This is a genomic window from Sphingomonas sp. Leaf32 (assembly GCF_001421765.1).
Classification (GTDB): Bacteria; Pseudomonadota; Alphaproteobacteria; order Sphingomonadales; family Sphingomonadaceae; genus Sphingomonas.
This window is the reverse complement of record NZ_LMLA01000004.1, coordinates 36690-61037: the sequence shown is the minus strand read 5'-3', so window position 1 is coordinate 61037 and position 24348 is coordinate 36690. Positions and strand designations below refer to the sequence as shown.

Here is a 24348-nt window from a genome sequence, read left to right as displayed (position 1 = left end):
ATCCGCCGCCATTACCAAATATGCTGGGGCCGCGCTGGGGAAACGGGTGCGTTCAACCGGGGGCCGGTGTCCGAGCTGCCCACGGATTTCGACGTGGTGGTATTCCCGCACCACGGCGAACGCGACATATGGACCTATGCAACGGTCGGCATGGCGCAGCCGGGGGACGACGCGCCGATCGAACTGCACCTATTCTCGCCCGATCGTTCGGACGCGATCGTCGAAATCCTGTATGCCGTGGTGCATTATCATCGAACCGGAACGCGCCTCGGCCTGGGCGACAGCGTGAATTTCGGTCGTCCGTGGTTGTCGGGAGCGACGTGCGATCATGGACTGATCTCGCTGCCGTATCTCGATGGACCGGAACTGGAGATCGGGACGATCGGCATCAATACGGTCCACTTCTACTGGCTGGTGCCAATCACGGCGGCGGAGAAGGCGTACAAGGCGCGGCATGGGCTGGAAGCGTTGGAGACGCGGTTCGAGGAGGGCGGCCTAGACTATTGCAACCCGGCGCGGCCATCGATGGTATAGCGCTGGTGCTTCGCGCCGAACCGAATGGACCAGCAAAACGGCAGGAGGCCGCGCTGCTGGCGCGCGCGGCAGAAAGCTCCGGTCGATGACGGCGGGGCCGGGGCGCGACCTGTTCGTCGCCGAAATCCCGTATGCAAGCGGAACGGTGCGCTTTCGATATGCGCGCTATCTGGCCGAGGGCGGGCGCCGTCCCTCCCGACACCTCGTTATCCCTTTTGCATTGATTGTTCCCATAAAAGGGATAACGCTCGTTTCCATGTTGGACCTGAGCGCGCAGCAGACCCGGCAGCTGATCGATTGCGAGCAGCTTTACGCGACGTATCGCGACACGATCCGCGAACTGGCCACGCGCTATGCCGGGTCGATGGCGTGGAAGACGGTCAAGGAGCGGACCTATCTGTACCGCAAGACCGATGGCGTCTGGAAAAGCCTGGGGGGCGAGGACGATCGTACGCGCGAAGCCCATGCCGCCTTCCATGCCGGGCGCGATACGTTACGCGACCGGCTCGACCGGCTCGACCAGCGGTTGCGCGAAATGGCGCCGGTCAACCGGGCGCTGCGTCTGGGCCGGGTGCCGGTCATGTCGGCGCGGATCCTCCGCCGGCTCGACCGGGAAGGGATGCTGGGCCGGGGGCTGAAGATCGTCGGGACCCATGCGCTCTACGCCTACGAAATGATGGGCGGGGTGCAGTTGGGCGCGGAGGCGATGACCACGATGGACATCGACATCCTGTACGATGCGCGCCGGTCGCTGAAGATCGTGGGCGATATGCGGGCGGACGGGCTGATCGGATTGTTGCAGCGACTGGACGGCAGCTTCCACGCCACCGCGCCGGGCAGTTTTCGGGCGGTCAACGATGCGGGCTATATGGTCGACCTCATCACCCCGACGACGCGCTTTCCCGCCGAGGCGCGGTCCCTGGCGCGGATCGGCGATCCGGCCGACGACCTGGTGGCGGTGGAGATTGCCGGGCTGGCGTGGCTGGAAAACGTGCCGGTGGTCGAACGGATCGTCATCGACGAACGGGGATTGCCGCTGTGGATGGCGGTGCCCGATCCCCGCGCGTTCCTGTGCCACAAGCTGTGGGTGGCCGGTCGCGAGGATCGCGACGTGATGAAGCAGCGCCGCGACCGGCTTCAGGCGGAGACGCTGGCTCGCATGCTGGCGACGCGGTTGCCGGCGATGCGGATCGACGATCCGGCGCTGGCCGCCGTGCCGAAGGCACTGCGCGCACCGGGGGCCGCGCTGCTGGCGTCGTTTGCCGGTGGCGACGCGGCGGGGTGGGACGATTGATCCCACGCCCGCCGCGCGTCGCTCAGAACGACGCCGACACCGTGACGCCATAGGTACGCGGGTCGCCGGGCTGGCCGACGATCAGGCCGGTATTGCCCGACTGGGTGGCCAGCAGTTCGTAGTAATTATGGTCGAAGGCGTTGCGCAGCCACAGGAACGCGTTCCATCCCGCGTCGGCGCGGTAGCCGAGGCGGAAGTTCGCGATGCTGTAGCCGTCGATATAGGTATAGGCCGAGGGCGAGGGGTTGGACGAGAAGCGCGAGCGATAGCTGCCGTCGAAGCCGAGATAGGCATTGCCGTCGGTATCGCCGAGCTTCGCCGGCAGGGTATATTCCGCGCCATAGCTGAACGCCCATTTCGAGATGCCGGGCAGGCGCTGGCCGGATACGTCGCACGCCGTCGGGCTGATCCCGCCGGGGGTGCCCGGTGCGCTCGGCGTCTGGCCCGTCGCTGCCGCCGTGCCGCCCGATAATTCGGGCGGGCAGGGGGCGTCGGTGAAGCGGACGTATTTCGCATCGGTATAGGCGGCGTTGGCGTAGAGATTCAGCCGCTCGGTCGGGCGGAAGGCGGTGTCGAGTTCGATCCCGCGCGTCCTGACCGCTTCCGCATTGGCGAGGTAGCCGCGCAGCACGCCGAGCTGTCCGTTGGTCACCGTCGCCTGATAATCGGCGATGTCGGTCCAGAAGGCGGCCAGGTTGGCGGTGATCCGCCGGTCGAGCCACTGGGTCTTCACGCCCAGTTCGTAATGGTTGACCCGTTCGGGCTTCACCTGCGCCGCCGCGAGGATCGGGTTGTTGTTCGCATCGAGCGGCAGACCCGACAGGTTGATGCCGCCCGATTTATAGCTGCGGGCATAGGTCGCATACGCATGGACGTCGCGCGCCACGTCATAGGCGATGGTGACGTCGCCCGACGCGTTCCAGTCGTCAAAATCGGGGCGATAGCTTTGCGGGGCCAGCACGCCGCACCGGTCGCGGGTCACGCTGCTGGCGGCCTGCGACGCGGCCGAACAGTTGAGCAGCGCGCCGGTGCCGGTGGTGACGACCGACACGTAATCGCCGGTCTTCTTGTCGTAATTCACCCGCAGCCCCGGCGCGATCGACAGCGCGTCGGTCAGGTGCCAGGTCAGCTTGCCGAACACGGCGGCGCTGGTGTTCGAAAACCCGATCGTGTTGCGCGCGGTCAGGCCGTTCAGCATCGCCGGGTTGGCCGCATTGGCGCCGGTCGGGTTGAGCAGGAAGCGCGACGCCGCCGGACCCTGCACCTGCAACCCCTGCGTATCGATGGTCTGGTGGAAATAGAACAGCCCGGCGACGTAATCGACCGCGCGCTTCCCGTTCGAGGCGATGCGCAATTCCTGGCTCCACTGGCGCTGTTGCGACGGGTTGGCCGACACGGTGGTAATCGGCAGCCCGGTGAAATCGCGGTCGTTCGACGGGTCCCAGTTCCAGAAGCGCCATGCGCTGACCGAGGTCAGCGTCGCCGCGCCCAGATCGAGGTTGCCGACCAGCGAAACCCCGCCCAGATCCTGGCGCGCGCGCAGGGGCGTATCGAGGTCGGTCAGCCGGTCGAACGCGTCGGTCGAGGGCGGGGCATAGCCGAACGCGCCGGCAAGGGCTGCATATTGGCGGCTGAGCGGGCGCTGCGTCGTGCCGGTGCGGACATAGATCTGCGCGCAGCAATCGGGGTTCTGGTGCCCGTAATCGCCGTACAGCGTCACATCGAGATTGGCGGCGGGCTTCCACAGCAACTGCCCGCGCACGCTCTGATTGTCCTGTGCATTGGCATAGCCGCCCAGCACGGTGTTGCGGATCGTGCCGCGCCGCGAGGTGACCGAGGCGGAGATGCGCGCCGCCAGCGTGTCGCCGAGGATCGGGCCGGAGGCGGATGCCTTTGCCTGGATGAAGGCGTAATTGCCGGTGGTCAGCTCGACGCGTGCTTCGGGGGTGAAGCTGGGCTTGCGCGTGGTGATGTTGATCGCGCCGGCGGTGGTGTTCTTGCCGTACAGCGTGCCCTGCGGCCCACGCAGGATTTCTATCCGTTCGGTGTCGGTGAAATCGAACGTCGCCGATGCGATGCGGCTGTAATAGACACCGTCGACATAGATGCCGACGCCTTGTTCGATGCCGTCGTTGGTCAGACCGAACGGTGCGCCCAGCCCCCGGATATTGGCGGCCGAATTGCGCGGGTTGGTCGAATAGAATTGCAGCGTGGGTTGCAGCTGCGTCAGGCGGTTGACGTTGTACGCCCCCGTGTCCGCCAGCGTCGTGCCGCCGATCACCGACATCGCGATCGGCACCTGCTGCACCGTTTCGGCGCGACGGCGGGCGGTGACGACGATCTCGCCCGTGTCGGCAGGCGCGAGGCGGCCGGTATCGGCGCGGGGTTCCTCCTCCGGTGCCTGCACGACCGGTTCGGGGGGCGGCGATGCTTGCGCGGCGACCTGCGCCAGAATCAGCGCCAACGACAATGCCATGCGTAATCTCCCTGTCTTTGGTGGGAGAATGGCGCAGGGCTATATGTCCAGCAATAGCGTAGGAATTTAGTCCGCCCTAGTTTGGCTTTGGGGAAGCCGCACGCGCATAAGCTTTCAAAAAAGTGATAATCTACTATTTTGTAAAAGGTTAATTATATAACCTTTATTATAGATACCGAAGCCGATGCCATGCTAAGGATTGGCGATGCACCGCGACGACCTTTGCCACGCGATCCGCGAGCGGCTCGAACGGCTGCCGGATCCCTATGCCGCGCATTACGGCGTGGTGCCGCCACCCCCGCCCGAGGGTGCGATACCGCTCGGGCAGGGACTGGCCGACCATGGCCGGGCGGTGGCGGCACTGGCACGGGTCGACCTGCTCGCCGGGGAGATGGCTGACCCCTATATGGTCAGCCGCCTGCTTACCCGGCGCGAAGCGGTGAGCAGTTCGTCGATCGAGGGGACGTACAGCACGCTCGACGAGCTGCTCTCGCTCGAGGAGGAGGCGGACGACGGCGACCGCGCCGCCGCGCGGCAGGTGCGCGATTATGCGCTGATCCTCGACCGGCTCGTGCCGCAGGCGGCGGCGCAGGGGCCGGCATTCTTCACGACCGCCCTGATTGCCGAGCTGCACCGGGCGGTGGTGCAGGGCGACCCCGGCTATCGCGACGCGCCCGGCGCCTTGCGGGAATGCGTCGTGTGGATCGGAGGACCGCGCGCCGACATCGCCTATTCGCGCTACAACCCGACTCCGCCGGCGCGGATCGAGGGGTGCCTGGACGACACCATCGCCTATCTGCGCAGCGAGGGGATGCAGGGCATGACGCAGAGCCTGATCGAGCGCATGGCGATTGCCCATGCCCATTTCGAGGCGGTGCATCCGTTTCGCGACGGCAATGGCCGGGTCGGGCGGCTGCTGCTGCCGCTGATGATGGCGGCGGACGGCACGGTACCGTTGTACCTGTCGCCCTATATCGAGGCGCATCGACAGGCCTATTACGACGCGCTGGCGGCGGCGCAGCAGCGGCTCGACTGGGGCGCGATGGTCACGTTTCTGGCCGATGCGGTCAAGGGCACGGTCGACGAGCTGATGGCGACGCGCGCGGCACTGGTCGCGCTGGTGACGGCATGGCGGGGGCGGCGGCGCTACCGCGGCGGGTCGGCGGCGCTGCGCACGCTGGCCCTGCTGCCCGACTATCCGGTGCTGACCGCCCGGCGGCTTGGGGAGCGGTTGGGCGTGTCGCCGCCGGCGGCGAATGCGGCGATCGAGCAACTGGTCGCGGCGGATGTGCTGCGCGAGCGGACCGGCTATCGCCGCAACCGGGTGTTCGTGGCGCATGAGGTGCTGCGGGTGCTCAACCGGCCGTTCGGGGTGCTGCCGATCGTGGATCAGGCATAGCCCACCCCGATCCGCCGCACTGCGCCCGCGCGGCGGCGCAGCAGCGCACGGACATGGGCGAGGGCGGCATCCTCGCTGACGAACGCGCGCACCAGGCGTTGCCCCGCCCGCCCGATGCGGCCCCATTGCGTCTCGACCAGCAGCATGCCGAACAGGTCGCGATAGACGACCACCCGCCAGCGCCGGGCAATGCCGCGTGCGGAATCGCGGGCGGTCAGTTCGATCGGCATGAACGGCAGCTCCATGGCGGCACTATCGCGCAGGCGCGCGTGCGTGTCGCATGGATTGTCTGAATCAGTGCGGCGCGATCGATCGACCGGGTGACTCAGCGGCGCTGGCGCAGCCGGGCGGCGTGCAGGATTTCGACCGTGCGGCCATGCCCGTGCCATCCGGCGCGCACCATCTGTCCGACCCGCTTGCCATGCAGCAGCAGCGGCAGCGCGAGCAGCGCCACGGGAAAGAAGGCGAGCGCCAGCGGCGATCCGTCGAGCGCCGCCGCCATCGTGCAGGACAGCGCGAGCAGCACCAGCCCGGCCCCCTTCCAGCGCAGGTCGCGGCGGGTCATGCGGCGCTGTCCCCATCGGCGATCAGCCGTGTCGCCGCTGCGGCCAGCACCGCCGCCATGCCGGTGGCGTCGGCATCGCGCCCGCCATGCCACAGCAGCAGGTCGGCGGGGGCCTCCGCCTCCTGCAACAGCGCGCCGCGCATGTCGGTCATGTCGAACGACAGGCCGATCGCCGGATCGTGCAGTCGCGCGGCGGCGGCGCGCGCGCGGCCGATCATCGCCGGCGACCCGTCGATGCCGCGCCCCTCGATCGCGGTGAAGCCCATCGCGCGGGCATGGCGCGCGACCTCGATCAGCAGCGTGCCACAGGCGCAGTCGGCATCGACGATCCGCACCGCATGGCGACGGGCGTCGCGCAGGGCCTGCAGCGCGGCGACGATCTGAGGCCAGCGCGGGTCGGCGCGTACCGCGCGACGGATGGGGGCCGGGCGCGGCGCGATGCGCTGCGCGGCGGGAGCGATGCGGGCGGCGGTCCTCATGCCGCCACCCGTTCGTCATCGGTGAGCGGCGCGAAGGACACGCACGGGACCAGCGGCGCGGTCGCCATGCACAGCGTGGCATGGTGCATCCGGCATTCGCCGCGCGCATAGCCGATCGCGGCATCGCGCGACACGAAGCGTCCTTCGAGGCGGTGGCCGCTGTCCTGCACCAGCCAGTGGCCGGCGGCGTCCTGCCCGACATGGATGGTTGCCGGTTCGTCGGGCTCCGGATCGGGTTCGCGTGACATGCAATCTGTCTTCCAAAGGTCGGGCGTCCTGCACCCGCCGCCTTCAGCTATGCCCCGCCGCATTGGGTTTCGAGAGCGATTCCAGACAATTGCATAGCGCGCGCATAGTGCGGCGCGTGCGATTATGCCGACGCTATGCGAAAGCGGGAAATCGCTCTCGTCTTGCTATGCCGCGCCCGATAGCTGGTGCGCCACGTTGGAGAGGGAGACGTGGCATGGAGCGATGGCGAACCCGCCGGGCCGACCGGGCCTTGCGGCTGTTGGGGCTGGTGTTGCTGGCGGTGGCGGGAGCTGCGCTGTACTGGCTCTATGCGCTCCATGTGCCGCCGCAATCGGCGGGGCTGCTCGCCTATGGGCTGGGCGTGGTCGCCTATATCGGGGCGAGCAGCGGCGCGGCATTGGTGATCCTGGGGCGGCATCTGTTCGATGAGGTGACGATCAGCCCGCGTTGGGGACGACGAACCCATACTGATTAGCGTATATTTCAGTAATATACGCCAGTTAGTATATTGCCAGAATATGCGGGATGGCGTATAGCCGTCTCATGTCCCAGCTTGCCCGCACCCCTGGCCAATTCGGCGAAGCGCTGCGCCGTTACCGGCTATCGCGCGGGTGGACCCAGACGCAGCTGGCGCAGCAGGCCGGGTTGCGGCAGGCGACTATCTCACAGATCGAGAACGGCCATGGCGCCACCCGGATCGATACGCTGTGCGCGGTGCTGGCGGCGCTCGATCTCGAATTAACCGTGGTCCCCCGGACGAAAAGCTGGGACGAGGAAATCGAGGATCTGCTCGGATGACGCGTCGGCCCGCGCGCGCGCCGCTCAACGTGTTTCTGAACAACCGCCAGGTCGGGCGGCTGACGCGGCAGGCGAGCGGGGCGATCGAGTTCACCTATGCAGAGGACTGGCTGGCGCTGCCCAACGCGATCCCGGTGTCGCTGTCGCTGCCGCTGCGCCCCGGCGGCTATCATGGTGACCGGGTGCTCGCGGTGTTCGAAAACCTGCTGCCCGATTCCCGCCCGATCCGCACCCGCGTCGCCGAACGGGTGGGGGCAAGGGGAACCGATGCGTTCAGCCTGCTGAGCGAGATCGGCCGCGATTGCGTCGCCGCGCTGCAGTTCGTGCCCGACGATGTCGATCCGCCCGATGCGCTGGAGGTGACCGGCGTGCCGCTCGACGAGACGGAGGTCGCCGCGATCATCGCCGATCTGGCGCGCGCGCCATTGGGCCTCGACCGGGATGCCGCGTTCCGCATCTCGGTAGCAGGCGCGCAGGAAAAGACCGCGCTGCTGTACCATGACGGACAATGGAAGAAGCCGATCGGCACGACGCCGACGACGCATATCCTGAAACCCCGGATCGGCCGGCTGCCGGGCGGTATCGACCTGTCCGACAGCGTCGAGAATGAATATTACTGCCTGAAGCTGCTGGCGGCGTTCGGCCTGCCGGTGAACGCGGCGGAAATCGTGCGCTTCGGCGATACCGCCGTGCTGGCGGTCGAACGCTCCGACCGGCGTTGGACCCGGGACGGGCGGCTGCTGCGCCTGCCGCAGGAGGATATGTGCCAGGCGCTGTCGGTCCCGCCGAGCGCCAAATATGAAAGCGAGGGCGGGCCGGGGATCGTCGATGTCGCGAAGCTGCTGGTGGGCAGTGACGATCCGGGGGGCGACCAGCTGACGTTCCTGAAGGCGCAGATGCTGTTCTGGCTGATCGGCGCGACCGATGGTCATGCCAAGAATTTCAGCATCTTCCTGTCGCCCGGCGGGCGGTTCCGCCTGACCCCGCTCTACGACGTGCTGACCGCGCAGCCGAGTCTTGCCGCCGGGTAGGTCGAGCGCAGGCAGTATAGGCTGGCGATGGCGGTAGGGGCGTCGCGCCAATATTGCATTGGCGATCTGCATGGCCGGCATTTCATCGAGACCGGCCGCGCCGCCGGTCTATCGGTGGCGATGGTCGAAGCAGCGATGGCAGAGGTGCATGCCGTGTTCGACGCGGCCTTTGCGGCGGTGGAGGCGGGGTTGCCGGCCGGTTTCCCGGAAGCGATCCATGCGGCGGTGCTGGCAGGCGCGCGGGAGCGGCTGCGCCAGTTGCTGCCGGGGGCGTAGGCGGCGGGGGTTCTCGACCGCCGCTGCTCGAACCGAACGGGGTGGGGGGAGGACTATTCCCCCACGCGTCAGCGTCCCTTGAGCGCCGCCGCCTCGCCCGCCGCGTCCAGCGGGTCGCCCGCCGCCATTGCCTGCGCCTGTTCCAGCACCGCCGCCATCGGCGATCCGGCCTGGGCATAGGCGGTGGTCGTTGCCTGCGCGCCGCCCTGCAGCGCCTGTACCCGCCAGGGGCCGCTGTCGCCCGCACAGGCGATGCCGCCGGTGGTGCCGGTTTCGAACGTGCGGCACAGCGCGCCGGCGCGGTCGCGGAAGGTGATGCCGATCTTGACCGGCGCCTGTGGCCCCTGTGTCGACGCGAGTTGCGTGTCGAGCGCACGGGCGAGGCCCCCTTGCGCGACCGCCGTGCCGCCTTCGAACCCCAGGTCGCTGCCCGGACGCGGCACCAGTTGGCCGAGCAGCAGCCCGGCGACGAGGCTGGCGGCGACAGCACCCCACCAGCGCTGCGGCCTGGGCGCGGGCTTGCGGGTCGGGAAGGGCACGACATTGTCGGCACGCGCGAACAGCTCCTCGACCCCGGCGGGCATCGGTTGCGTGTCGAGGCCGGCGAAACTGCCGCGCAGCCGGGCGGTCAGCGCGCGGTGACGCTCGACCTCTGCGGCAAGCGCCGGATCGTCGGCCATCGCCCGTTCGACGCGCCGGGCGGCGATCGGGTCCAGCTCGCCATCGGCATAGCCGGCCAGCGTTTCGGGATCGATCGTCATGCCGCTTCCCCCAGCGCGCCGAGCAGCGCCTCGCGCCCGCGCACCAGGCGCGAGGTGAGCGTGCCGATCGGAATATCGAGGATTTCCGCTGCCTCGCGGTACGCAAAGCCCTCCACCATCACCAGCGCGATCACCTCGCGCTGTTCGGGGGGCAGCGTGCCCATCGCCCGGCCGATATTGTGCATTTCCACTGCCATTTCCTGTTCGCCCTGCCGTCCCACGGCGTCGCCTGCCTCCGGCGCGACGAAGGTTTCGCGCCGCCTTGCCTGTGCCCGGACCGTGTCGATCCACAAATTGCGCAGAATGCGGATCGCCCATGCATCCAGCCTGGTACCGGCCTGCCACTGATCGCGCCGGGTGAGGGTGCGTTCGACCGCCGCCTGCAACAGGTCGTCGGCATCGGCGCGGTTGCGGGCGAGCGCATGGGCGACACGCCGCAACCGGGGCAGATGCGTCAGCAATTCGTCTTCGAAGCGCAACGGTGTCCTTTCCGGCTTCGGGGATGAAACGGATGGCGTCGCCCGTTTCATCCGGCATGACGAACGAAAATCCTAGCAGCGATTGGATACGGTCTTTGCGCGATCCCCGGAAGGAGAAGGAAGGGATATCGCTTCCGGCCATCCCCCATTCCGGCGTAACGATGCGGCCGGCATATGGCAGGCGAGGTGAAGCGTGATGGCCGGGGCGGGATTCCTGCGATGGGTGGCGTTGATGCTGGCCCTGCCGACGGCGGCGTCGGCGCAGTTGCTGCCCGCCGTACCGCAGCTCCCGCAGCTGCCCGGACGGGTGGGGGAGGCGGTCGGCGGGATCGCCGGCGCGCTGCCGCTCGACGCGGCGGTGGCCGATGCGCGCCAGCTGGCACGGCAATCGGTGCAGCGCGCCCGCGACCTCGCCCGCCGCTTTCCCGACCGGATCGAGCTGGACCGCGACGACAACCCCGTTCGCGCGGGCGAGGTGACGCTGGCCGATCCCGATCCGGCGCTGCTGGCGGTGGTAGAGCGCGCCGGTTTTTCGATGATCGAGAGCGAGCGGTACGACGATCTCGGCATCGGTTTCGCCCGGTTGCGCGCGCCCGCCGGCCTGTCGGCGGTAGAGGCGGCGCGGGTGCTGGGCCGGATCGTCGGCGGGGATCGGGTGACGCTAGACCCGCTGTATAGCGCGAGTGGGGTGGGGGCGGCCCCTCCTTCCTCCCGTACCCCGGCGGAGGCCGGGGCCCAGTTGGGGGACGTTGCCAATCTATCGAAAAGCCTTCCCAACTGGACCCCGGCCTCCGCCGGGGTACGGGGAGTGGGTGGGGCGATGCCGTCGCCCAATACCGCATCCAAACGCATCGGCATCATCGACGGCGGTGTGGCGACGGGCACCCCCGGCCTGTCCGCGCAACAGGGCTTTGTCAGCGGCGCCCCGCGCGCCAGCGACCATGGCATGGCGGTCGCGTCGCTGCTGACCGGCGGCGGCGGGATCAGGGCCAGTGCGCCCGGCGCGGCGCTGCACGTCGCCGATGTCTATGGCAGCGATCCGGCGGGCGGCAGCGCCAGCGCGCTCGCCCGGGCGCTGGCGTGGATGGTGCAGACCAAGGTGCCGGTGGTGGTGATGAGCCTTGCCGGACCCGACAATGCGCTGCTCGGCCGGTTCGTCGCGGCGGCGCGGGCGCGGGGAACCGTGGTGGTCGCAGCGGTCGGCAACAACGGCCCCGCCGCCCCGCCGGCCTATCCCGCCAGCTATCCCCAGGCGATCGCCGTTACCGGCGTCGACGCGCGGGGCCGCGTGCTGGTGGAGGCGGGACGCGCCCGCCACCTCGACTATGCCGCACCAGGGGCGGACATGCTGGCGCTGAATGCCGCCGGACAGGCGCGCAGTGTGCGCGGCACGTCGTTCGCCGCCCCGCTGGTCGCCGCGCGGTTATCGGCGGTGTGGGGCGGGGACGCAGCGGCGGCGCTGAAGGCGCTGGACCGCGAGGCGAAGCGCGGCGGCCGTACCGGGCGCGGCGTGCTGTGCGGGGCGTGCCGGACGCCGGTGCGGTAGGAATAGGTCGGTTTCGGAGGCAACTCCACCGCAGCACCCTTCCGTCCGCTTCTCCGAACATTATACGTTTCGGTAGGGAAACGGGGGAAGCCACATGAAATTCTGGATGGGGGCGCTGGCCTTGCTCGCGTCGGGCACCGCACAGGCGCAGACCTGCGAACTGCATATCTGGCCGAGCGAAAACTATCTCGGCATGAAGATGAGCGGCGTCGGTATGTTCGGCGGCGCATTGGGCGGGCTGATCGATCAGGCGGCCAACAAGGGCAAGGTCGCGACGATCACCGACCTGATGCACGACGATCTGTCGCCTGCGGCACAGGTCGATGCGTTGCGCGCCGCCGATGTGACGGGGATGCTTGGCCTGACCGGCTATACCATCGTGGTCGAACCGCCGGTGCCGTCCGATGCGTCGGCCAAGGCCGATCCGGCGGTCAAGGCCGCGCTGCGCACGATGCAGGCCAGCCTGAAATTGGGCAAGCGGCTGAGCAGCGCGACGACCCCCTGCTATGCCGAACTGGTCGGGGACGATCTGTTCTACGTCAAGAAACCGCTGGTCGGCACCAACCTGTTCGCCAAATGGACCTTTCGCGACTTCGGGCGCGATGGCGGGTCCAGGCCGCGCAGCTTCCCCGGCCAGGTGAAGAACCCGCTGGCAGTCTTTCCGGCAAAGACGCCCGATCAGGCCGAAGCAGCCAGGGCCGACCTGCGCGACGCCTATGCCAAGGGGTTCGCGGAATATGTCGCGAAGAAGGTGCGCGGTGCGTTGGCGGTGACGGCGGCGAAATAAGGGGGCGCGCGGCCAACCACATCGTCGCCCCGGACGTGTTCCGGGGCCACCGGGCCGCAAGCGAGATCGATCACCCCTGATGCCGTATCCCGTCGCAGCCGGGTGACACGCGCCGCTGCGGATCGGCATGCGTTCGGTCCGATGCTGCACGTCCGGGGCGGCGGTCCTGGGCGGACGGAAATCTCTTCTCCAAAAAAAACGCAGCCGTCGGGATTAAACCGAAACCGGCACCCGTTCTCCTTCACGAAGCGCCCCTCGCGGCGCACGAACAAAGGAGAACGGCCATGAAGACGATGTTCCTGATGGGTGCGGCCCTTGCAGCCGCGATCGCAACTCCTGCTTCGGCCCAGCTGCTGGGCGGTGGCGGCGGGCTGACCGGCGGGCTGGGCGGGAGCCTCAGCGGCGGGATCGGCGGCATGACCGGTGGCAGCATCGACCGCACCGTCGCCCCGATCCGCGACCGTGCCGAGACGACCGCACGCACCACGCGTCGCGGCGGTGGCGAAGTGACCACCGAACGGCAGGTCGACCGGCGCAGCGGCCGGGCCCGCGGCGGTGGCTCGGCCCGCGGCGACGGCGCGATCGACGGCACTGCCCAGGCGCTGGGCGGCACGGTCGGTGGATCGGGCAGCGGATCGGGCAACGCCGGTGGCAGCGTCGATGCGCAGCTGATCGGGACCGACGCGGTGCGCGACACCGCCGGCGCGGCCCGCGACCGGGTACAGAGCGGGGTCGCGACCACCCGCGACCGGGCGGCCGGGGCCGTGGGCAACGTCCGCGACCGGGCAAGCGGCGCGGTCGGCCAGGTCCGCGACAGCGCCGGCAGCCTGAGCGGCGCGGCCAGCGGCAGCGGTTCGGGCATGGCGAACGGCGCGATCGGCAACGGATCAGCTTCGGGCAGCGGATCGGGCGAAGGCGCCCTGTCGCTGATGGGCGGCGGCGCGATCCCCGCGCTGAACCCCGGCCAGACCGTCCGCGACGCCCGCGGCGAAGCGATCGGCCGCGTCCAGTCGGTCCGCCGCAACGCCGGCGGCCGGGTGGAATCGGTGACAATGGCCGTCGGCCGCCGCGTGGCGACGATCCCTGCCGATAACTTCAGCGTGCAGGGCGACGTGCTGGTATCGGCGATGGGCGAAGGCCAGGTGAAGCGCGCTGCGCAGGATCAGGCGGAGTAAGCGCTCCGGCCTGAACAAGGACGCCGGCCACGGGAGGGAGCCCGTGGCCGGCGTTTTTGCAGAAATGGCCAGATCCTCTGCTGACGATTACAGGCCGCTTATGGGCGATAGCCATCGATCACAGCACAAAGATGGTGGAGGAGAGGGCTGCAACAGCAGCTATGATATCATGAAACGGCGCTACGCTTGGGTCGACCGACATTCGCCTCTTATCGCTACCCCGGACTCGATCCAGGTTGACGAAGAGAGGGCGCGCGTTTTCGGCGGCGAATGGTACCGGAGAAGCTAAATGACGATCAGCCCCGAAGATGGATGCGCAAAATGATGACGCGGCTGCTGTGCCGGTATCAGTGTCCGTCGTGTCTGACCGGCTTAGTACCGAAGTCGGAACCTATAATGAAGAGCGTGGTACCGATTGTTTGAAGAGCCTATCTTAACTCGTTGCTGTTATCGGCCATGGTTACCCGTTGGCCAATGCGCAACGCTTGCGAATGGACAGCCAGTTGCCCGATCGAGCGGATCGGAGTAGCGGGTTTCAAAGCCCAATCCGGGCAAATTTCGGTTAGAGACTTTAGCAATGCAACGGATGCTTACGAACGCAGGCACTGTCGTCCGTGAAGGGGTAACCCCTTCGCTAATGGGCGCGCCGCGCGGATTGAAGCGGGCAATGGTAGTTTTCAGTGACGCCTTTGCATGTGTCGTCGCGACCGTTATCGCCATTTATCTGCGCCTTGGCTATTTGCCGGCTCCAACTCGACCGCTCGTATTTGCGGTGATGTTGTCTGTGCTATTGTGTCTTGGCGTATTTTCGCTTGGTAATGCGTATCGGGTTCTTTTCCGTTATGTCGGAGCCTCTACGGTTCAGATGTTGGCGCGGAACATATCTATTTACGCAATACCCTATGCTGGCATTTTTACCTATTATGGTATCAATGGCGTACCTAGGACATTGGGGCTGCTGCAACCCGCTATTCTACTGATCGTCATTCTTGTTGAACGAATGCTGATGTCACAGCTTCTCAGCCAGATGGGATCGGAGCGAGCCAGTGGTGAGCGGCCGCGCGTCCTGATCTATGGCTCGGGGTCAGCCGGTCGTCAGTTGCTGTTAGCGTTGCGGCAGAGCCAAGAGATGATCGTTATCGGCTTCGTTGATGACGATATAACCCTGTCGGGACAGACCCTCGATGGGCTTCGTGTATTTCGACCTGCGCAACTAAGTGATGTCATCGCCCAGAAGCAGGTGTCCGACGTACTGCTGGCCATCCCGTCTGCCACGCGGAAGCGACGCGACGAAATCATTGCCGACCTGCGCCGCTTTTCGGTGAATGTCCGGACGCTGCCGGGTATGCTCGACTTGGTACACGGCCGGGTTAAGGTGTCGGACCTACATGAAGTAACGATCGACGATCTGCTTGGGCGCGATCGTGTCGCTCCCGATAGTACCTTGTTGCGTCGGAATGTGACGGGCAAGGTCGTACTTGTCACCGGCGCAGGAGGCTCGATCGGCAGCGAGCTGTGCCGTCAGATCGTTGAGAATGCGCCGGCTTCGGTCCTGTTACTCGATCACAGCGAGTTCGCGTTGTATGCGATCCATCGTGAATTGTCGGGATTGGTCGGGCAAGAAGGGCGCAATATCGAAATCGTTCCCCTCTTGGGATCGGTGGCGGACGTGCGAATGATGAATCATGTCTTTGCGACGTGGCGTCCGGAACTGGTATTTCATGCCGCTGCTTACAAACATGTCCCACTGGTTGAGCAGAATGTCGTAGAGGCAGTCCGTAACAATGTGATCGGGACATTGCGGCTGACACAGGCTGCATTGCGCCATGGTACGGCGCATGTCGTACTGATTTCTACCGATAAAGCGGTTCGTCCGACCAGTATCATGGGAACGACGAAGCGCCTCGCCGAGCAGATATTACAGGCACTGGCTGCAACACAATCTGCAACCTGCCTAAGCATGGTACGATTTGGCAATGTACTGGGTTCTAGCGGCTCGGTTGTCCCCCTGTTCCGGGCACAGGCGCATGCTGGTGGTCCCGTGACGATCACGCATCGCGAGATGACCCGCTATTTCATGCTAATCCCGGAGGCGGCACAGCTGGTCATTCAGGCGGGCGCGATGGCAAAAGGCGGCGAAGTATTCTTGCTTGATATGGGCAAGCCGGTGAAAATCATCGACTTGGCGCATAGCGTGATCGCCTTGTCCGGACTGACGGTACGCGACGAAGCCAATCCCGAAGGTGATATTGAAATACGGGAGGTTGGCCTACGCCCAGGTGAGAAATTGTACGAGGAATTGTTGATCGAGGACGCATCGGAGGCGTCCGATCATCCGCTCATCATGAAGGCGAGCGAGGCATTCATCCCATGGGAACAATTGGAAACAGCCCTGATGCGACTGCAGGAACTGATCGATCACAACGATGAAGCAGGGCTGATCGCCGAACTACAGACGCTCGTACCCGAATTCGTCGGGCGGCGAAGCAGCGAAATACCACACGCGGCTTGATACGACATCAAAGGAGCGCAGGAGCGAAAGCGGCGTGTTCAGACGAATTTATCTTTCTCCGCTAGGGCGATTGATATCGCTTGTGATGAATATGCGGGCTGCGTTGCAACGGCCTTTCGTCGCGTATGGTTATCGTGATCGGGTCAGCGGACGATTTCGCCAGCGAACGCGTATCAGTTCGTCTGCGACGTTCATCGATCGCGCATCGATCGCAATAGCCGATAATGTGTGGATCGGACATTATTGCCACGTCGATGGCAGCGCCGGAGTGACGATCGGCGAAGGGGTGCAAATGGCGGCTTGGTCGGGGATCCTGTCGCATGGCAGTCAGGACGCAATCCGCCTTTGTGGCAGGCGGTACATCGAAATCGAAACAGCCAAGCGTCCTGGATATACGCTGGGTCGGGTCGAAATTGGTGCATTTGCTTTTATCGGCGCAGGAGCGATCGTGCTTCCGGGAGTGACGGTCGGTCGCGGTAGTCGGATCGACGCCGGGGCGATCGTAACTCGCGATATACCCGATTTTGCTATCGCACGTGGAGTTCCTGCACGGATCGTCGGTGACGTCCGCGAGGGTGATGCGGCATATTTCGACGACCCCTGCGTCCGTGAAAGCTATTTCGACCCACGGGTGGTTCAGGATTGGTCAGCTCGCAACCGAACAGACTGACTACGCTGTGACCAAGCGTTCGATGAAGGCTGAAAACGCAGCGTGCTGCTGCCGTTGATCGAAGCGTTCTCCATAATTGGCTGCAACTCGTTGCATGGCAGTAACGCGTGTCGGGGCAGCGGCAAGGTCAGTCAGCGCCTTGGCCAGCACGACTGGATCGCCGGGACGGCAATGGATGCCCGCACCAGCCTCGATCAAAGCACGGATTTCTCCATCTAAGGAAGTGATAAAACCCAGACCTGCGGCCAAATAATCAAATAATTTAACTGGCATTTCGACCGCTGATCCTGGTGCGTAAGAACACAGGCCGATCTGTGCCTGCGCATATATAGCGCCGAGTTCATGCGGCGGGATTTTTCCAAGGAACGTTAGGGTCTGGGGGTATAGCTGTGCCAGTTGTTCGAGCCGGGAACGCTCGGGGCCATCTCCTGCGACCACCAGTCGCACTTGCCCAAGCGATGCCAGCGCTTCGACCGTCGCGGCAAGCGAGGGAATATCGTAGGCGTCCCCAAGCGTCCCGGCATACACACAGGTCAACCCGTCAAATGCCGGTAGCCGTAGTCGATCCGGGATATCCTGCATCGTTGCACGAACCTCGGCAACGTCAACGCCAAGGTAAAAAGTGTCGACTGGACGGTCTGTTACCGCACGGGCGATATCAGCATAACCGGCCGTACAGCCGACGACGCCTGCCGCCTTGCGGAGTAACTTGCGCCTGCGGGCATATAATGGTGCCAGCAATGGGGCGGCGAGGGGGCGGATTAGCTTTGGCGCGGCTAGTGCGAACATTTCCGGCCAGAGATCCAGGATGTCGACGATGAAAGGAATGTCATGGTCCTGCGCATACCGCCATACCGGTCCCCCAAAGAACAAGGATGGCTCGGCGAGTATGATCGCGTCGGGCTTGGGCAGTTTCTTGCTCGCTGCTGCGAACGCTTGGCCGAAAGATCGTTCGTATCGAATACGTCCGATCGATATATTGCGATCATAGGCTCGAGCCGGAAGGCAGCGGATCGTCACGCCCGGCAGTGATGGATCCGCATGTACTTCCTTCCGGAACGATTTTGAGCGATGCTCGAAATTCGACAAAAACCATGTGGGGTGATGGCCGCGCTCCGCCAATGCCCGAGCGAGCATGCTGCTGCGATACTCCCGCCACCCTTCGCTGGGCAGGGTACCGTAAGGATTGACGATCCAGATGTTCATGTCAGGGCTGTTTCAGCTCAAAGGTTGCGGCCGGAATACCGCCTTCAGGGTGTCGAGAATGACGCGAATATCTTCGGCGACCGACACGCGATCGGCATATTGCGCTGCAAGTCGCAGTTTGTCGGGCATGATGACCGATCGATAATAACCATCGGGATCGGTCTGGCAGGCCAATAATTCGGCTTCGTGGCGATATTTTATCGATGCTCGATCTGTGATGCCAGGTCGAACCGACAGGATCTTATGGCGAAGGTCATCGGGATATAGTGCAACATAATGTGGTACTTCGGGACGTGGCCCTACCAGACTCATGTCGCCGCGCAGAACGTTCACCAACTGCGGAAGTTCGTCAATTTTGCTTTGCCGCAGGAAATGACCGACTGGAGTGATCCGCGGATCGCGTCCGATCGTGATCGCGTTGGTCGTGTCTTGCGCCACTCGCATCGTTCGGAACTTCAGTATCTCAAATACCTGCCCGTTACGGCCGACCCGACGTTGCCGGAACAGGATCGGACCAGGCGAACTGAACCGAACCGCCAGAGCAGCTGCCAACAGAAAGGGAAGCGTAACCAGCAGCACGGTTGTGCTGGCCGCAAGATCGATTGCTCTTTTCAGCATGATGGTTCCGCCCCGCTCGCAATCTGCAACGTGCCGGCTCGTTGCCATAAGATTATCGATCCGACTACGGCCGTTATGATCCACGCAAGACTGTAGGCGTCGGCGATACCCGTCACCCCACTTTCTGCCAGCAGTCCTGACAAGGTGAAGTAGAGCACCGACCAGCCAAGGCCGATCGTTGCAGCGTGGCGAAAACTGTCAGGAATGCAAAAGATCGCTCGCATCAACATTACCCCGATCAGCATTGCCACCATGCCTGGGGCGAGATGGGCCAGTGCGGATGCGACCTGCTGCGCGGCAGTGGCATCGAATGCGCCGCGCTGAAACAGCAGTGCAACGATCCGGTTTGAAAATCCGAAAATGCCAAGGGCGATGACGCCCGCTCCCCCGCCGACAGCTGCAACAATCAACGCCAACGTCCGACGAAACCCGGCGGTGTCGCCAACCGCCGCGATCCGCGCCAACATTGGTACGGCAATGGCTGAAGGGCCAAGGATCACAAGGTTGCCGGCACCGATCAAGATACGTTGCGCATAGCCCAGTGCCGCGAGCGCCCCCTGTCCCGTACGCGGTGCCCAGAAAGAATCGATGACCGCGTAGCTTGAAAAGCACGTTAGTGCGATCACCGACAGCCACGCCGAAGAGCGGATCGCAACCGCCATGGCGCCGCTCTGCCGTGGTCCGTCACGCCGGCCGAAATGGCCACGCTGCATCCACCAACCGATCAGCGTAACGACCAGCGTGCCCATCAGCACGCCGATCGCGACGATGGATATCGCACTGACGGGAACCATCAGTAGGACAACGACCGAGACAAGGCCGGGTGGTAGGGACAACAATGCAGCGCCGATTTGTCGACCGGTCGCATTGAGGCGTGCAATCAGCAACGCGTTGACCAGTTGAACGCCGCCGGTAGCCCATGCCAGGACAATCAGGATCGGAAGTTGCGGCTGATCGCGGATGGTTGAGCTGGGGGGAAGTAGCAGGGCAGGTTGGAGAAACAAGGCCGGTATGGCGCCGAGCGCCAGCGCCGCTGCCAAGGCGGCAATGCCGCAAAGCAACCGTCCCGACAATTGCCGTTCGCGCTCTGGATCGGTTGCGACCCGCGCTATTTCCGGGACTGCGATGTAGCTGATGCAGGTGGCGAGCAATCCCGCCAGAAACGTCGGAAGCCCCAGTGAGAACACATAGGTGTCCACATTCTGGCCGGCACCGAAGCGGGCCGCGATGATCGCCTGGGCGGCAAAATTGACGAGACTCCCGCCAACGCCGCACCCCGTTACCATCAGCAGGCGAAAGGCCCGTGACCACATGTCGATTCAATCTGCTGCGCGAAGTTGATCGAACAATGAGTTGAGCAGCTGACTGGGTGTGATCAAGCGTCGACCGGCAAGACAGGCTGCCCAGAATGCGAGCGTGCTGTCATTGGAGACGATGGTTCGATAGCCGCTCATCAGCCGCAGCGTTTCGTCGGCTGACGCCGAACCACTGGGAACGATCGATAAATTCTGTCTGACCAATTCAGGACTGCGAATTGCTTCTTCGACGAGGTCTTCGCGATTGGTAATAATGAACGCACCAACGGGTAATTCCGTGAATCGCTCGGCAAGGTAGGTGCGCTGTGACTGCTCGTCGTTAAAGAAGTCACCTAGTCGGATATGGTGGAGCTCATCACCGTGGATCACGTCCGGGCGGACCTGCAGTTCCTTCCGGATACGGCCGATTTCACGCGCGATCGCGTCGGGACGGAAGGCGTCGTAGAAGTGCGTGCCCTGAAAATAAGCGTCTGCGAAGGTCGTTCGGCCGATGGTGACGACGCCGCGAGCTGACAGATGTGCCCGCTCCAGTAGCTTGGGCAGGCGGGCGCGTGAAATCAGTCTCGCGAACGATCCGGGCTCCGGGTGGTCGGCAAAAGCCGAGTTGAGGCCGAAAGCGTGTCGATAATTGGCATCGTGGACCAGTTCCGGCTCGCGCCCGTTCGCAAGCAGTCGAGCATAGAGTATCTGGAAAATCTGGTTGCCCAGTCCGCCGTGCGTACGCACGACGACGTGATGGCCGCGTCGCTTGTCGTTCATGATATCGCCTGATCGATTGTTGAATGCGCGTGGGTCACCAACTGCGCCCGATGCCATAGAATATGCGCGCAGCCACCTGTCGGGCAAGTGAGCGATGGTGGTTCGCCTCGATCGCGATGGCGTCGTATCGGCGTAGCGCACGTTCGACAAAAGCGGCGGGAATGTCGTCGAGATTGTCAATCAGCAGATCGAAGCGGCGGAACATCTTGATACGTCGCATCGCGAGGTGCGATTGTAGCAGGCTGCCAGTCAGCTGATATTCTGAAAAATCAAGCGCGCCGCGTGATGGAAAAATATGGTCCTCAAGGATCGACATAAAGCCTTCGGGCGTCGCCAATCGCCGTAGAAGGGGATCACGGGGAAAGATATTGCCGTTCGCAACACAGCTACGCTCAGGGGGCGCCAAACCCAGCGCGGCCAGCAAGCGATCATAGTTCGCATATTGCTCACCGGTCGTCATGATCGCAGGCTGCGTCAGCATGTCACGTAACAATCGCCGGGAGAAGACCGTGTCGCCATCGGCGATAAAGACATAATCGGTGTCAAGCATGGCGACTGCGGCCAGCTTGATGAACTGCTGCAAAAACCAACCAGGCGCCCGGTCGAAACTTGCCAGTCGCTCGCGCTGCCCCCGGAGATAGGCGCTCACCGATTCAACGCCAGCTAGCGCCTCGTCATCGATACAGTGGGTGCCCGGTTCGAATCGGGCATCATGATCCGCATATGCAGCAGGGCGTATCACGATCGCCGGGATGCCGTCCGCGGCATAATAGCGCGAAGCGACGGCCGCAGTCGGCAAGGCGCGGGGACCGGCGCAGATCACGAGCGGGAGCATGATGGTGTGTCCTGAGCGAACGATCGTTCGGAATGAAGATCGATGAAGCGGTAGTCGGATCGATCAGATCGCCGGTTTTGGGGATGGGATGTCGGTGGTTGTCGGAGCAGATGTCCGTTTGGCACCGATTACGATCCGGAACAGCCAATTGGCGATAGCGATCAGGATGATGCCGTTGAAATATCCTTGGAACGCCTCCGCCATCATGATGAGCGAAGGATATAGCGAGAGCATGAGCAGTGCGCTGGAGGTGTTGGTTTTGCTTTTCGTCTGAAGCGACCGGAAATAGGCATGGAGAATACCTGCAAGCATCAGCAGTGCGATGATGCCGAGAACTCCGCCATGCCAATATCCTTCGCCGAGAATGGTCGGTGAGAAGCCGCCTTCCCTACCAAAGATATCATGCGAGAACTGGACCGAAAGCGGTTGCGGCTTGCCCGGCCAGAGCGATGACGGAACAGCAATCGTCAGCGCTTCGACAAATATCGGAAAAAACAGGATGTAATTCCCAAAAGTCTGCATATGGTCTATAGTCTGTTGAACGATATCCGCACCCATGGAGCGTAATGCAACGGTGTACGTGATATCGGGACGAGTTAGATATACGTAATTCAAATATTCAAAATAGCTGCCATAATTTGACGCATAAGGTATTTCACGCTGTATACCATACAGCGTGAAGGCCATCATCAATGCCAGTGATCCTATTAAGATGTATTTTCCGGGAATTGGCCTGATGAAAGAATGGTAGAAAAATCCTGCTTGGAGCAGCGGCAAAAATATAAGCGCTCTGAAGCCAAGCTGGCTGGCAGGGAATATGGCAACAAGGTAGAGGGCAAAAAGCTTTATTGCGCCAATGCGGCCGGTAAAATGTTCTTTGTTGTTGAGTAGTGTTGCGCACATGCCGATGGCTAGCATCGTCGTGGCAGGGAAAAGGACCCAGCCCTGTCCACCAACCCCTTCGGTTCGCCAAACCTCGCGTGTTTCGGCGAATGCCGCAAATCCGCCGTTGATGAGAACCAATCCCAAAAATGCTAGGTAACCGAGCAGGAAAATGCCGGCGCAGATCAGATTGACGCGGGTACGTGGCCAAAGCACCGGTGCGGTCGCGGGACCATTCACCGGGCGCGCTCCGATCGCGTACATTGCCAAGACAAAGACTAATTGCGCCATGACTATGAACCCGCCAAGCCATGCGATGTCGGTCGTCGATGTCAGCGGCGACAAGGCGGAGAAGCGTGGCAGATAGTAGTTGGTCCCTAAGAACAGGTTCAATGGTAGCTGTATGATAAAATAGACTTGAAACAGGATATGCGGCGATAACGCAGTCGTGCGCCGGTCCAGGCTAACCTGTCCGACGACGATCGCGATCGACAGAAACAAGAACAGGAAGCTCAGCACGGCTTAGCCCAATGCGCCCTTGACGGCTTCGATGACACGATCCTGATCGGCGTCGCTCATCAACGTATACAAGGGAAGGCTGACCAAGCCGTGATAGGCACGATCAGCATGGGGATAGTCGGCTGCCGTCAGGCCATAGGTATCGCGCCAATACGGTTGGCGATGCAGCGGAATATAGTGAACGCTCGTTCCGATCCCCGCTACGCTCAACGCCTCGATGAACCCCGCGCGCGTATCTAGATCGTCATCCTTTACCGTGAGGCGAATGGCATAGATATGCCAGGCGTGGGTATCCCCTTGTGCCGGGCGGGGAGCGTCGATGATCGGCAGTCCGGCAAACGCATCCTGATACCGACGGGCCAGTGCATTGCGGCGTTCGGCGAATGCATCGATGCGGGTAAGTTGAACCCGGCCAAGCGCCGCAGCCATGTCGTTGAGATTGTATTTGTAGCCCGGCGCTACGACTTCGTAATACCAGGCAGGCGTTTTGGACTGGAAGCGGTCGAATGCGTCGCGGTTGATCCCGTGCAGGCGCATCACTCGCATCCGCTCCGCCAGCCCGGCGTCACGGGTGACAACCATGCCGCCTTCGCCGGTAGTCATCGTTTTGTTCGCGTAGAAGCTGAACACGGTGATGTCAGATGCCAGCGTGCCGATCAGCGCGCCCCGGTACATTGTCGGGAAAGCATGTGCTGCGTCTTCGATCACGCGCAATCCATGCCGCCGGGCGATTGCAAGGATTGCGTCCATGTCGCACGCTAGGCCCCCGTAATGGACGACGATGATGGCCTTGGTCCGCGCGGTAATGCGGCGCTCAATATCTGCGGGATCAATGTTCAGTGTCGCCGGATCGATGTCGGCCACGATTGGATCGGCGCCCATATAGCGCACGACCTCGGCGGTAGCAGTAAAGGTGAGCGTAGGAACGATCACCTCGTCGCCTGGGCCGACACCGATCGCTTCGACCGCAAGGTGCAGACCCGCGGTTGCCGAACTGACGGCCAGCGCTGTGACGTCGCCCCCCAGATACGTCGTGAATTCCTGTTCGAATGCGCGGGCATTCGGGCCTGTGGTAACCCATCCGCTGGCCATCGCCTTGCCGACGGCAGCCTGTTCGGCTTCGCCGATATCTGGGAGGGCATAGGGCAGGAAGGGCAATTCTGTCGTGGTCATGCCCGCCCC

General features: G+C 63.9%; 26 protein-coding genes. 12 read left to right on the top strand and 14 right to left on the bottom strand.

Annotated elements, in window-relative coordinates; translation table 11 throughout:
* Nucleotides 1-66 precede the first annotated feature (66 nt).
* Both ASE83_RS06925 and ASE83_RS06920 read left to right on the top strand, forming a co-directional pair.
* Nucleotides 67-534, top strand: coding sequence for a suppressor of fused domain protein (locus ASE83_RS06925; RefSeq protein WP_055785788.1), 468 nt, complete (start codon nucleotides 67-69; stop codon nucleotides 532-534).
* A 256-nt stretch (nucleotides 535-790) separates the two neighbouring features.
* Nucleotides 791-1828 (top strand): GSU2403 family nucleotidyltransferase fold protein, encoded by a 1038-nt coding sequence (locus ASE83_RS06920; RefSeq protein WP_055785784.1) that lies wholly within the window; start codon nucleotides 791-793, stop codon nucleotides 1826-1828.
* 22 nt (nucleotides 1829-1850) lie between these two features.
* Here the strand turns inward: ASE83_RS06920 and ASE83_RS06915 are convergent, their stop codons facing one another.
* Nucleotides 1851-4304, bottom strand: a complete 2454-nt coding sequence (locus tag ASE83_RS06915) for a TonB-dependent receptor (protein ID WP_055785780.1) — start codon at nucleotides 4302-4304, stop codon at nucleotides 1851-1853.
* Between the two features lie 205 nt (nucleotides 4305-4509).
* Between ASE83_RS06915 and ASE83_RS06910 the strand changes: the two genes are divergently transcribed.
* Nucleotides 4510-5703 (top strand): Fic family protein, encoded by a 1194-nt coding sequence (locus tag ASE83_RS06910; protein ID WP_055785777.1) that lies wholly within the window; start codon nucleotides 4510-4512, stop codon nucleotides 5701-5703.
* Here ASE83_RS06910 and ASE83_RS06905 read toward each other — a convergent pair.
* The 4 genes from ASE83_RS06905 to ASE83_RS06890 form a co-directional block, all read right to left on the bottom strand.
* Entirely contained in the window at nucleotides 5694-5948 is a 255-nt protein-coding gene (locus ASE83_RS06905) for a WGR domain-containing protein (protein WP_055785774.1), read from the bottom strand. The two genes, ASE83_RS06910 and ASE83_RS06905, sit on opposite strands and share 10 nt — an antisense overlap.
* Before the next feature lie 80 nt (nucleotides 5949-6028).
* Nucleotides 6029-6268 (bottom strand): hypothetical protein, encoded by a 240-nt coding sequence (locus ASE83_RS06900; RefSeq protein ID WP_055785771.1) that lies wholly within the window; start codon nucleotides 6266-6268, stop codon nucleotides 6029-6031.
* Nucleotides 6265-6747: a hypothetical protein gene (locus tag ASE83_RS06895; protein ID WP_055785768.1), complete on the bottom strand. Its 483-nt coding sequence runs from the start codon at nucleotides 6745-6747 to the stop codon at nucleotides 6265-6267. The genes ASE83_RS06900 and ASE83_RS06895 overlap by 4 nt, the downstream gene beginning before the upstream one ends.
* Nucleotides 6744-6995 (bottom strand): hypothetical protein, encoded by a 252-nt coding sequence (locus ASE83_RS06890; protein WP_055785764.1) that lies wholly within the window; start codon nucleotides 6993-6995, stop codon nucleotides 6744-6746. Before ASE83_RS06890 ends, ASE83_RS06895 begins: the two co-directional genes overlap by 4 nt.
* A gap of 215 nt (nucleotides 6996-7210) precedes the next feature.
* Between ASE83_RS06890 and ASE83_RS06885 the strand changes: the two genes are divergently transcribed.
* The 4 genes from ASE83_RS06885 to ASE83_RS18790 all read left to right on the top strand — a co-directional run bounded on the left by ASE83_RS06885 (nucleotide 7211) and on the right by ASE83_RS18790 (nucleotide 9101).
* Nucleotides 7211-7471: a hypothetical protein gene (locus tag ASE83_RS06885; protein ID WP_055785762.1), complete on the top strand. Its 261-nt coding sequence runs from the start codon at nucleotides 7211-7213 to the stop codon at nucleotides 7469-7471.
* A 68-nt stretch (nucleotides 7472-7539) separates the two neighbouring features.
* Nucleotides 7540-7794, top strand: a complete 255-nt coding sequence (locus ASE83_RS06880) for a helix-turn-helix domain-containing protein (RefSeq protein ID WP_055785759.1) — start codon at nucleotides 7540-7542, stop codon at nucleotides 7792-7794.
* Nucleotides 7791-8825 (top strand): type II toxin-antitoxin system HipA family toxin, encoded by a 1035-nt coding sequence (locus tag ASE83_RS06875; RefSeq protein WP_200921838.1) that lies wholly within the window; start codon nucleotides 7791-7793, stop codon nucleotides 8823-8825. The genes ASE83_RS06880 and ASE83_RS06875 overlap by 4 nt, the downstream gene beginning before the upstream one ends.
* A 27-nt stretch (nucleotides 8826-8852) precedes the next feature.
* A complete protein-coding gene (locus tag ASE83_RS18790) occupies nucleotides 8853-9101 on the top strand; it encodes a hypothetical protein (protein WP_200921837.1) in 249 nt (82 codons plus the stop codon).
* 68 nt (nucleotides 9102-9169) lie between these two features.
* Here ASE83_RS18790 and ASE83_RS06870 read toward each other — a convergent pair whose 3' ends face one another.
* Nucleotides 9170-9862 (bottom strand): anti-sigma factor family protein, encoded by a 693-nt coding sequence (locus ASE83_RS06870; RefSeq protein WP_055785756.1) that lies wholly within the window; start codon nucleotides 9860-9862, stop codon nucleotides 9170-9172.
* Complete coding sequence (locus ASE83_RS06865) at nucleotides 9859-10341, bottom strand: RNA polymerase sigma factor (RefSeq protein ID WP_055785754.1); 483 nt, start codon at nucleotides 10339-10341, stop codon at nucleotides 9859-9861. The genes ASE83_RS06870 and ASE83_RS06865 overlap by 4 nt, the downstream gene beginning before the upstream one ends.
* A gap of 196 nt (nucleotides 10342-10537) precedes the next feature.
* Here ASE83_RS06865 and ASE83_RS06860 point away from each other — a divergent pair, with 196 nt between their 5' ends.
* From ASE83_RS06860 to ASE83_RS18090, 5 genes are all read left to right on the top strand, one after another.
* A complete protein-coding gene (locus ASE83_RS06860; RefSeq protein WP_055785750.1) occupies nucleotides 10538-11887 on the top strand; it encodes a S8 family serine peptidase in 1350 nt (449 codons plus the stop codon).
* A 94-nt stretch (nucleotides 11888-11981) separates the two neighbouring features.
* Entirely contained in the window at nucleotides 11982-12674 is a 693-nt protein-coding gene (locus tag ASE83_RS06855) for a hypothetical protein (protein WP_055785747.1), read from the top strand.
* 284 nt (nucleotides 12675-12958) lie between these two features.
* Nucleotides 12959-13849 carry a hypothetical protein gene (locus ASE83_RS06850; protein WP_055785744.1) on the top strand — a complete coding sequence of 297 codons (891 nt, stop codon included), beginning with the start codon at nucleotides 12959-12961 and terminating at the stop codon, nucleotides 13847-13849.
* A gap of 637 nt (nucleotides 13850-14486) precedes the next feature.
* Nucleotides 14487-16361 (top strand): polysaccharide biosynthesis protein, encoded by a 1875-nt coding sequence (locus tag ASE83_RS06845; RefSeq protein ID WP_200921836.1) that lies wholly within the window; start codon nucleotides 14487-14489, stop codon nucleotides 16359-16361.
* A 91-nt stretch (nucleotides 16362-16452) separates the two neighbouring features.
* Nucleotides 16453-17031, top strand: a complete 579-nt coding sequence (locus ASE83_RS18090) for an acyltransferase (protein ID WP_162236596.1) — start codon at nucleotides 16453-16455, stop codon at nucleotides 17029-17031.
* On the opposite strand, the gene ASE83_RS18085 is transcribed toward ASE83_RS18090, so the two are convergent.
* From ASE83_RS18085 to ASE83_RS06815, 7 genes are all read right to left on the bottom strand, one after another.
* Nucleotides 17032-18237, bottom strand: a complete 1206-nt coding sequence (locus ASE83_RS18085) for a glycosyltransferase family 4 protein (protein WP_082443173.1) — start codon at nucleotides 18235-18237, stop codon at nucleotides 17032-17034.
* 12 nt (nucleotides 18238-18249) lie between these two features.
* Entirely contained in the window at nucleotides 18250-18855 is a 606-nt protein-coding gene (locus ASE83_RS06840) for a sugar transferase (protein ID WP_055785741.1), read from the bottom strand.
* Nucleotides 18849-20168, bottom strand: coding sequence for a lipid II flippase MurJ (locus ASE83_RS06835; protein WP_055785738.1), 1320 nt, complete (start codon nucleotides 20166-20168; stop codon nucleotides 18849-18851). Before ASE83_RS06835 ends, ASE83_RS06840 begins: the two co-directional genes overlap by 7 nt.
* 6 nt (nucleotides 20169-20174) lie before the next feature.
* Complete coding sequence (locus tag ASE83_RS18435) at nucleotides 20175-20930, bottom strand: hypothetical protein (protein WP_055785736.1); 756 nt, start codon at nucleotides 20928-20930, stop codon at nucleotides 20175-20177.
* A 34-nt stretch (nucleotides 20931-20964) separates the two neighbouring features.
* On the bottom strand, nucleotides 20965-21765 hold the full coding sequence (locus tag ASE83_RS06825; RefSeq protein WP_055785733.1) for a DUF6492 family protein: 801 nt from the start codon (nucleotides 21763-21765) through the stop codon (nucleotides 20965-20967).
* A 63-nt stretch (nucleotides 21766-21828) separates the two neighbouring features.
* The gene (locus tag ASE83_RS06820) at nucleotides 21829-23166 is read right to left on the bottom strand and encodes an O-antigen polymerase (protein WP_055785730.1); all 1338 of its coding nucleotides are present in this window, start codon (nucleotides 23164-23166) and stop codon (nucleotides 21829-21831) included.
* Between the two features lie 3 nt (nucleotides 23167-23169).
* Nucleotides 23170-24339 carry a DegT/DnrJ/EryC1/StrS family aminotransferase gene (locus tag ASE83_RS06815; protein ID WP_055785725.1) on the bottom strand — a complete coding sequence of 390 codons (1170 nt, stop codon included), beginning with the start codon at nucleotides 24337-24339 and terminating at the stop codon, nucleotides 23170-23172.
* Nucleotides 24340-24348: the final 9 nt, after the last annotated feature.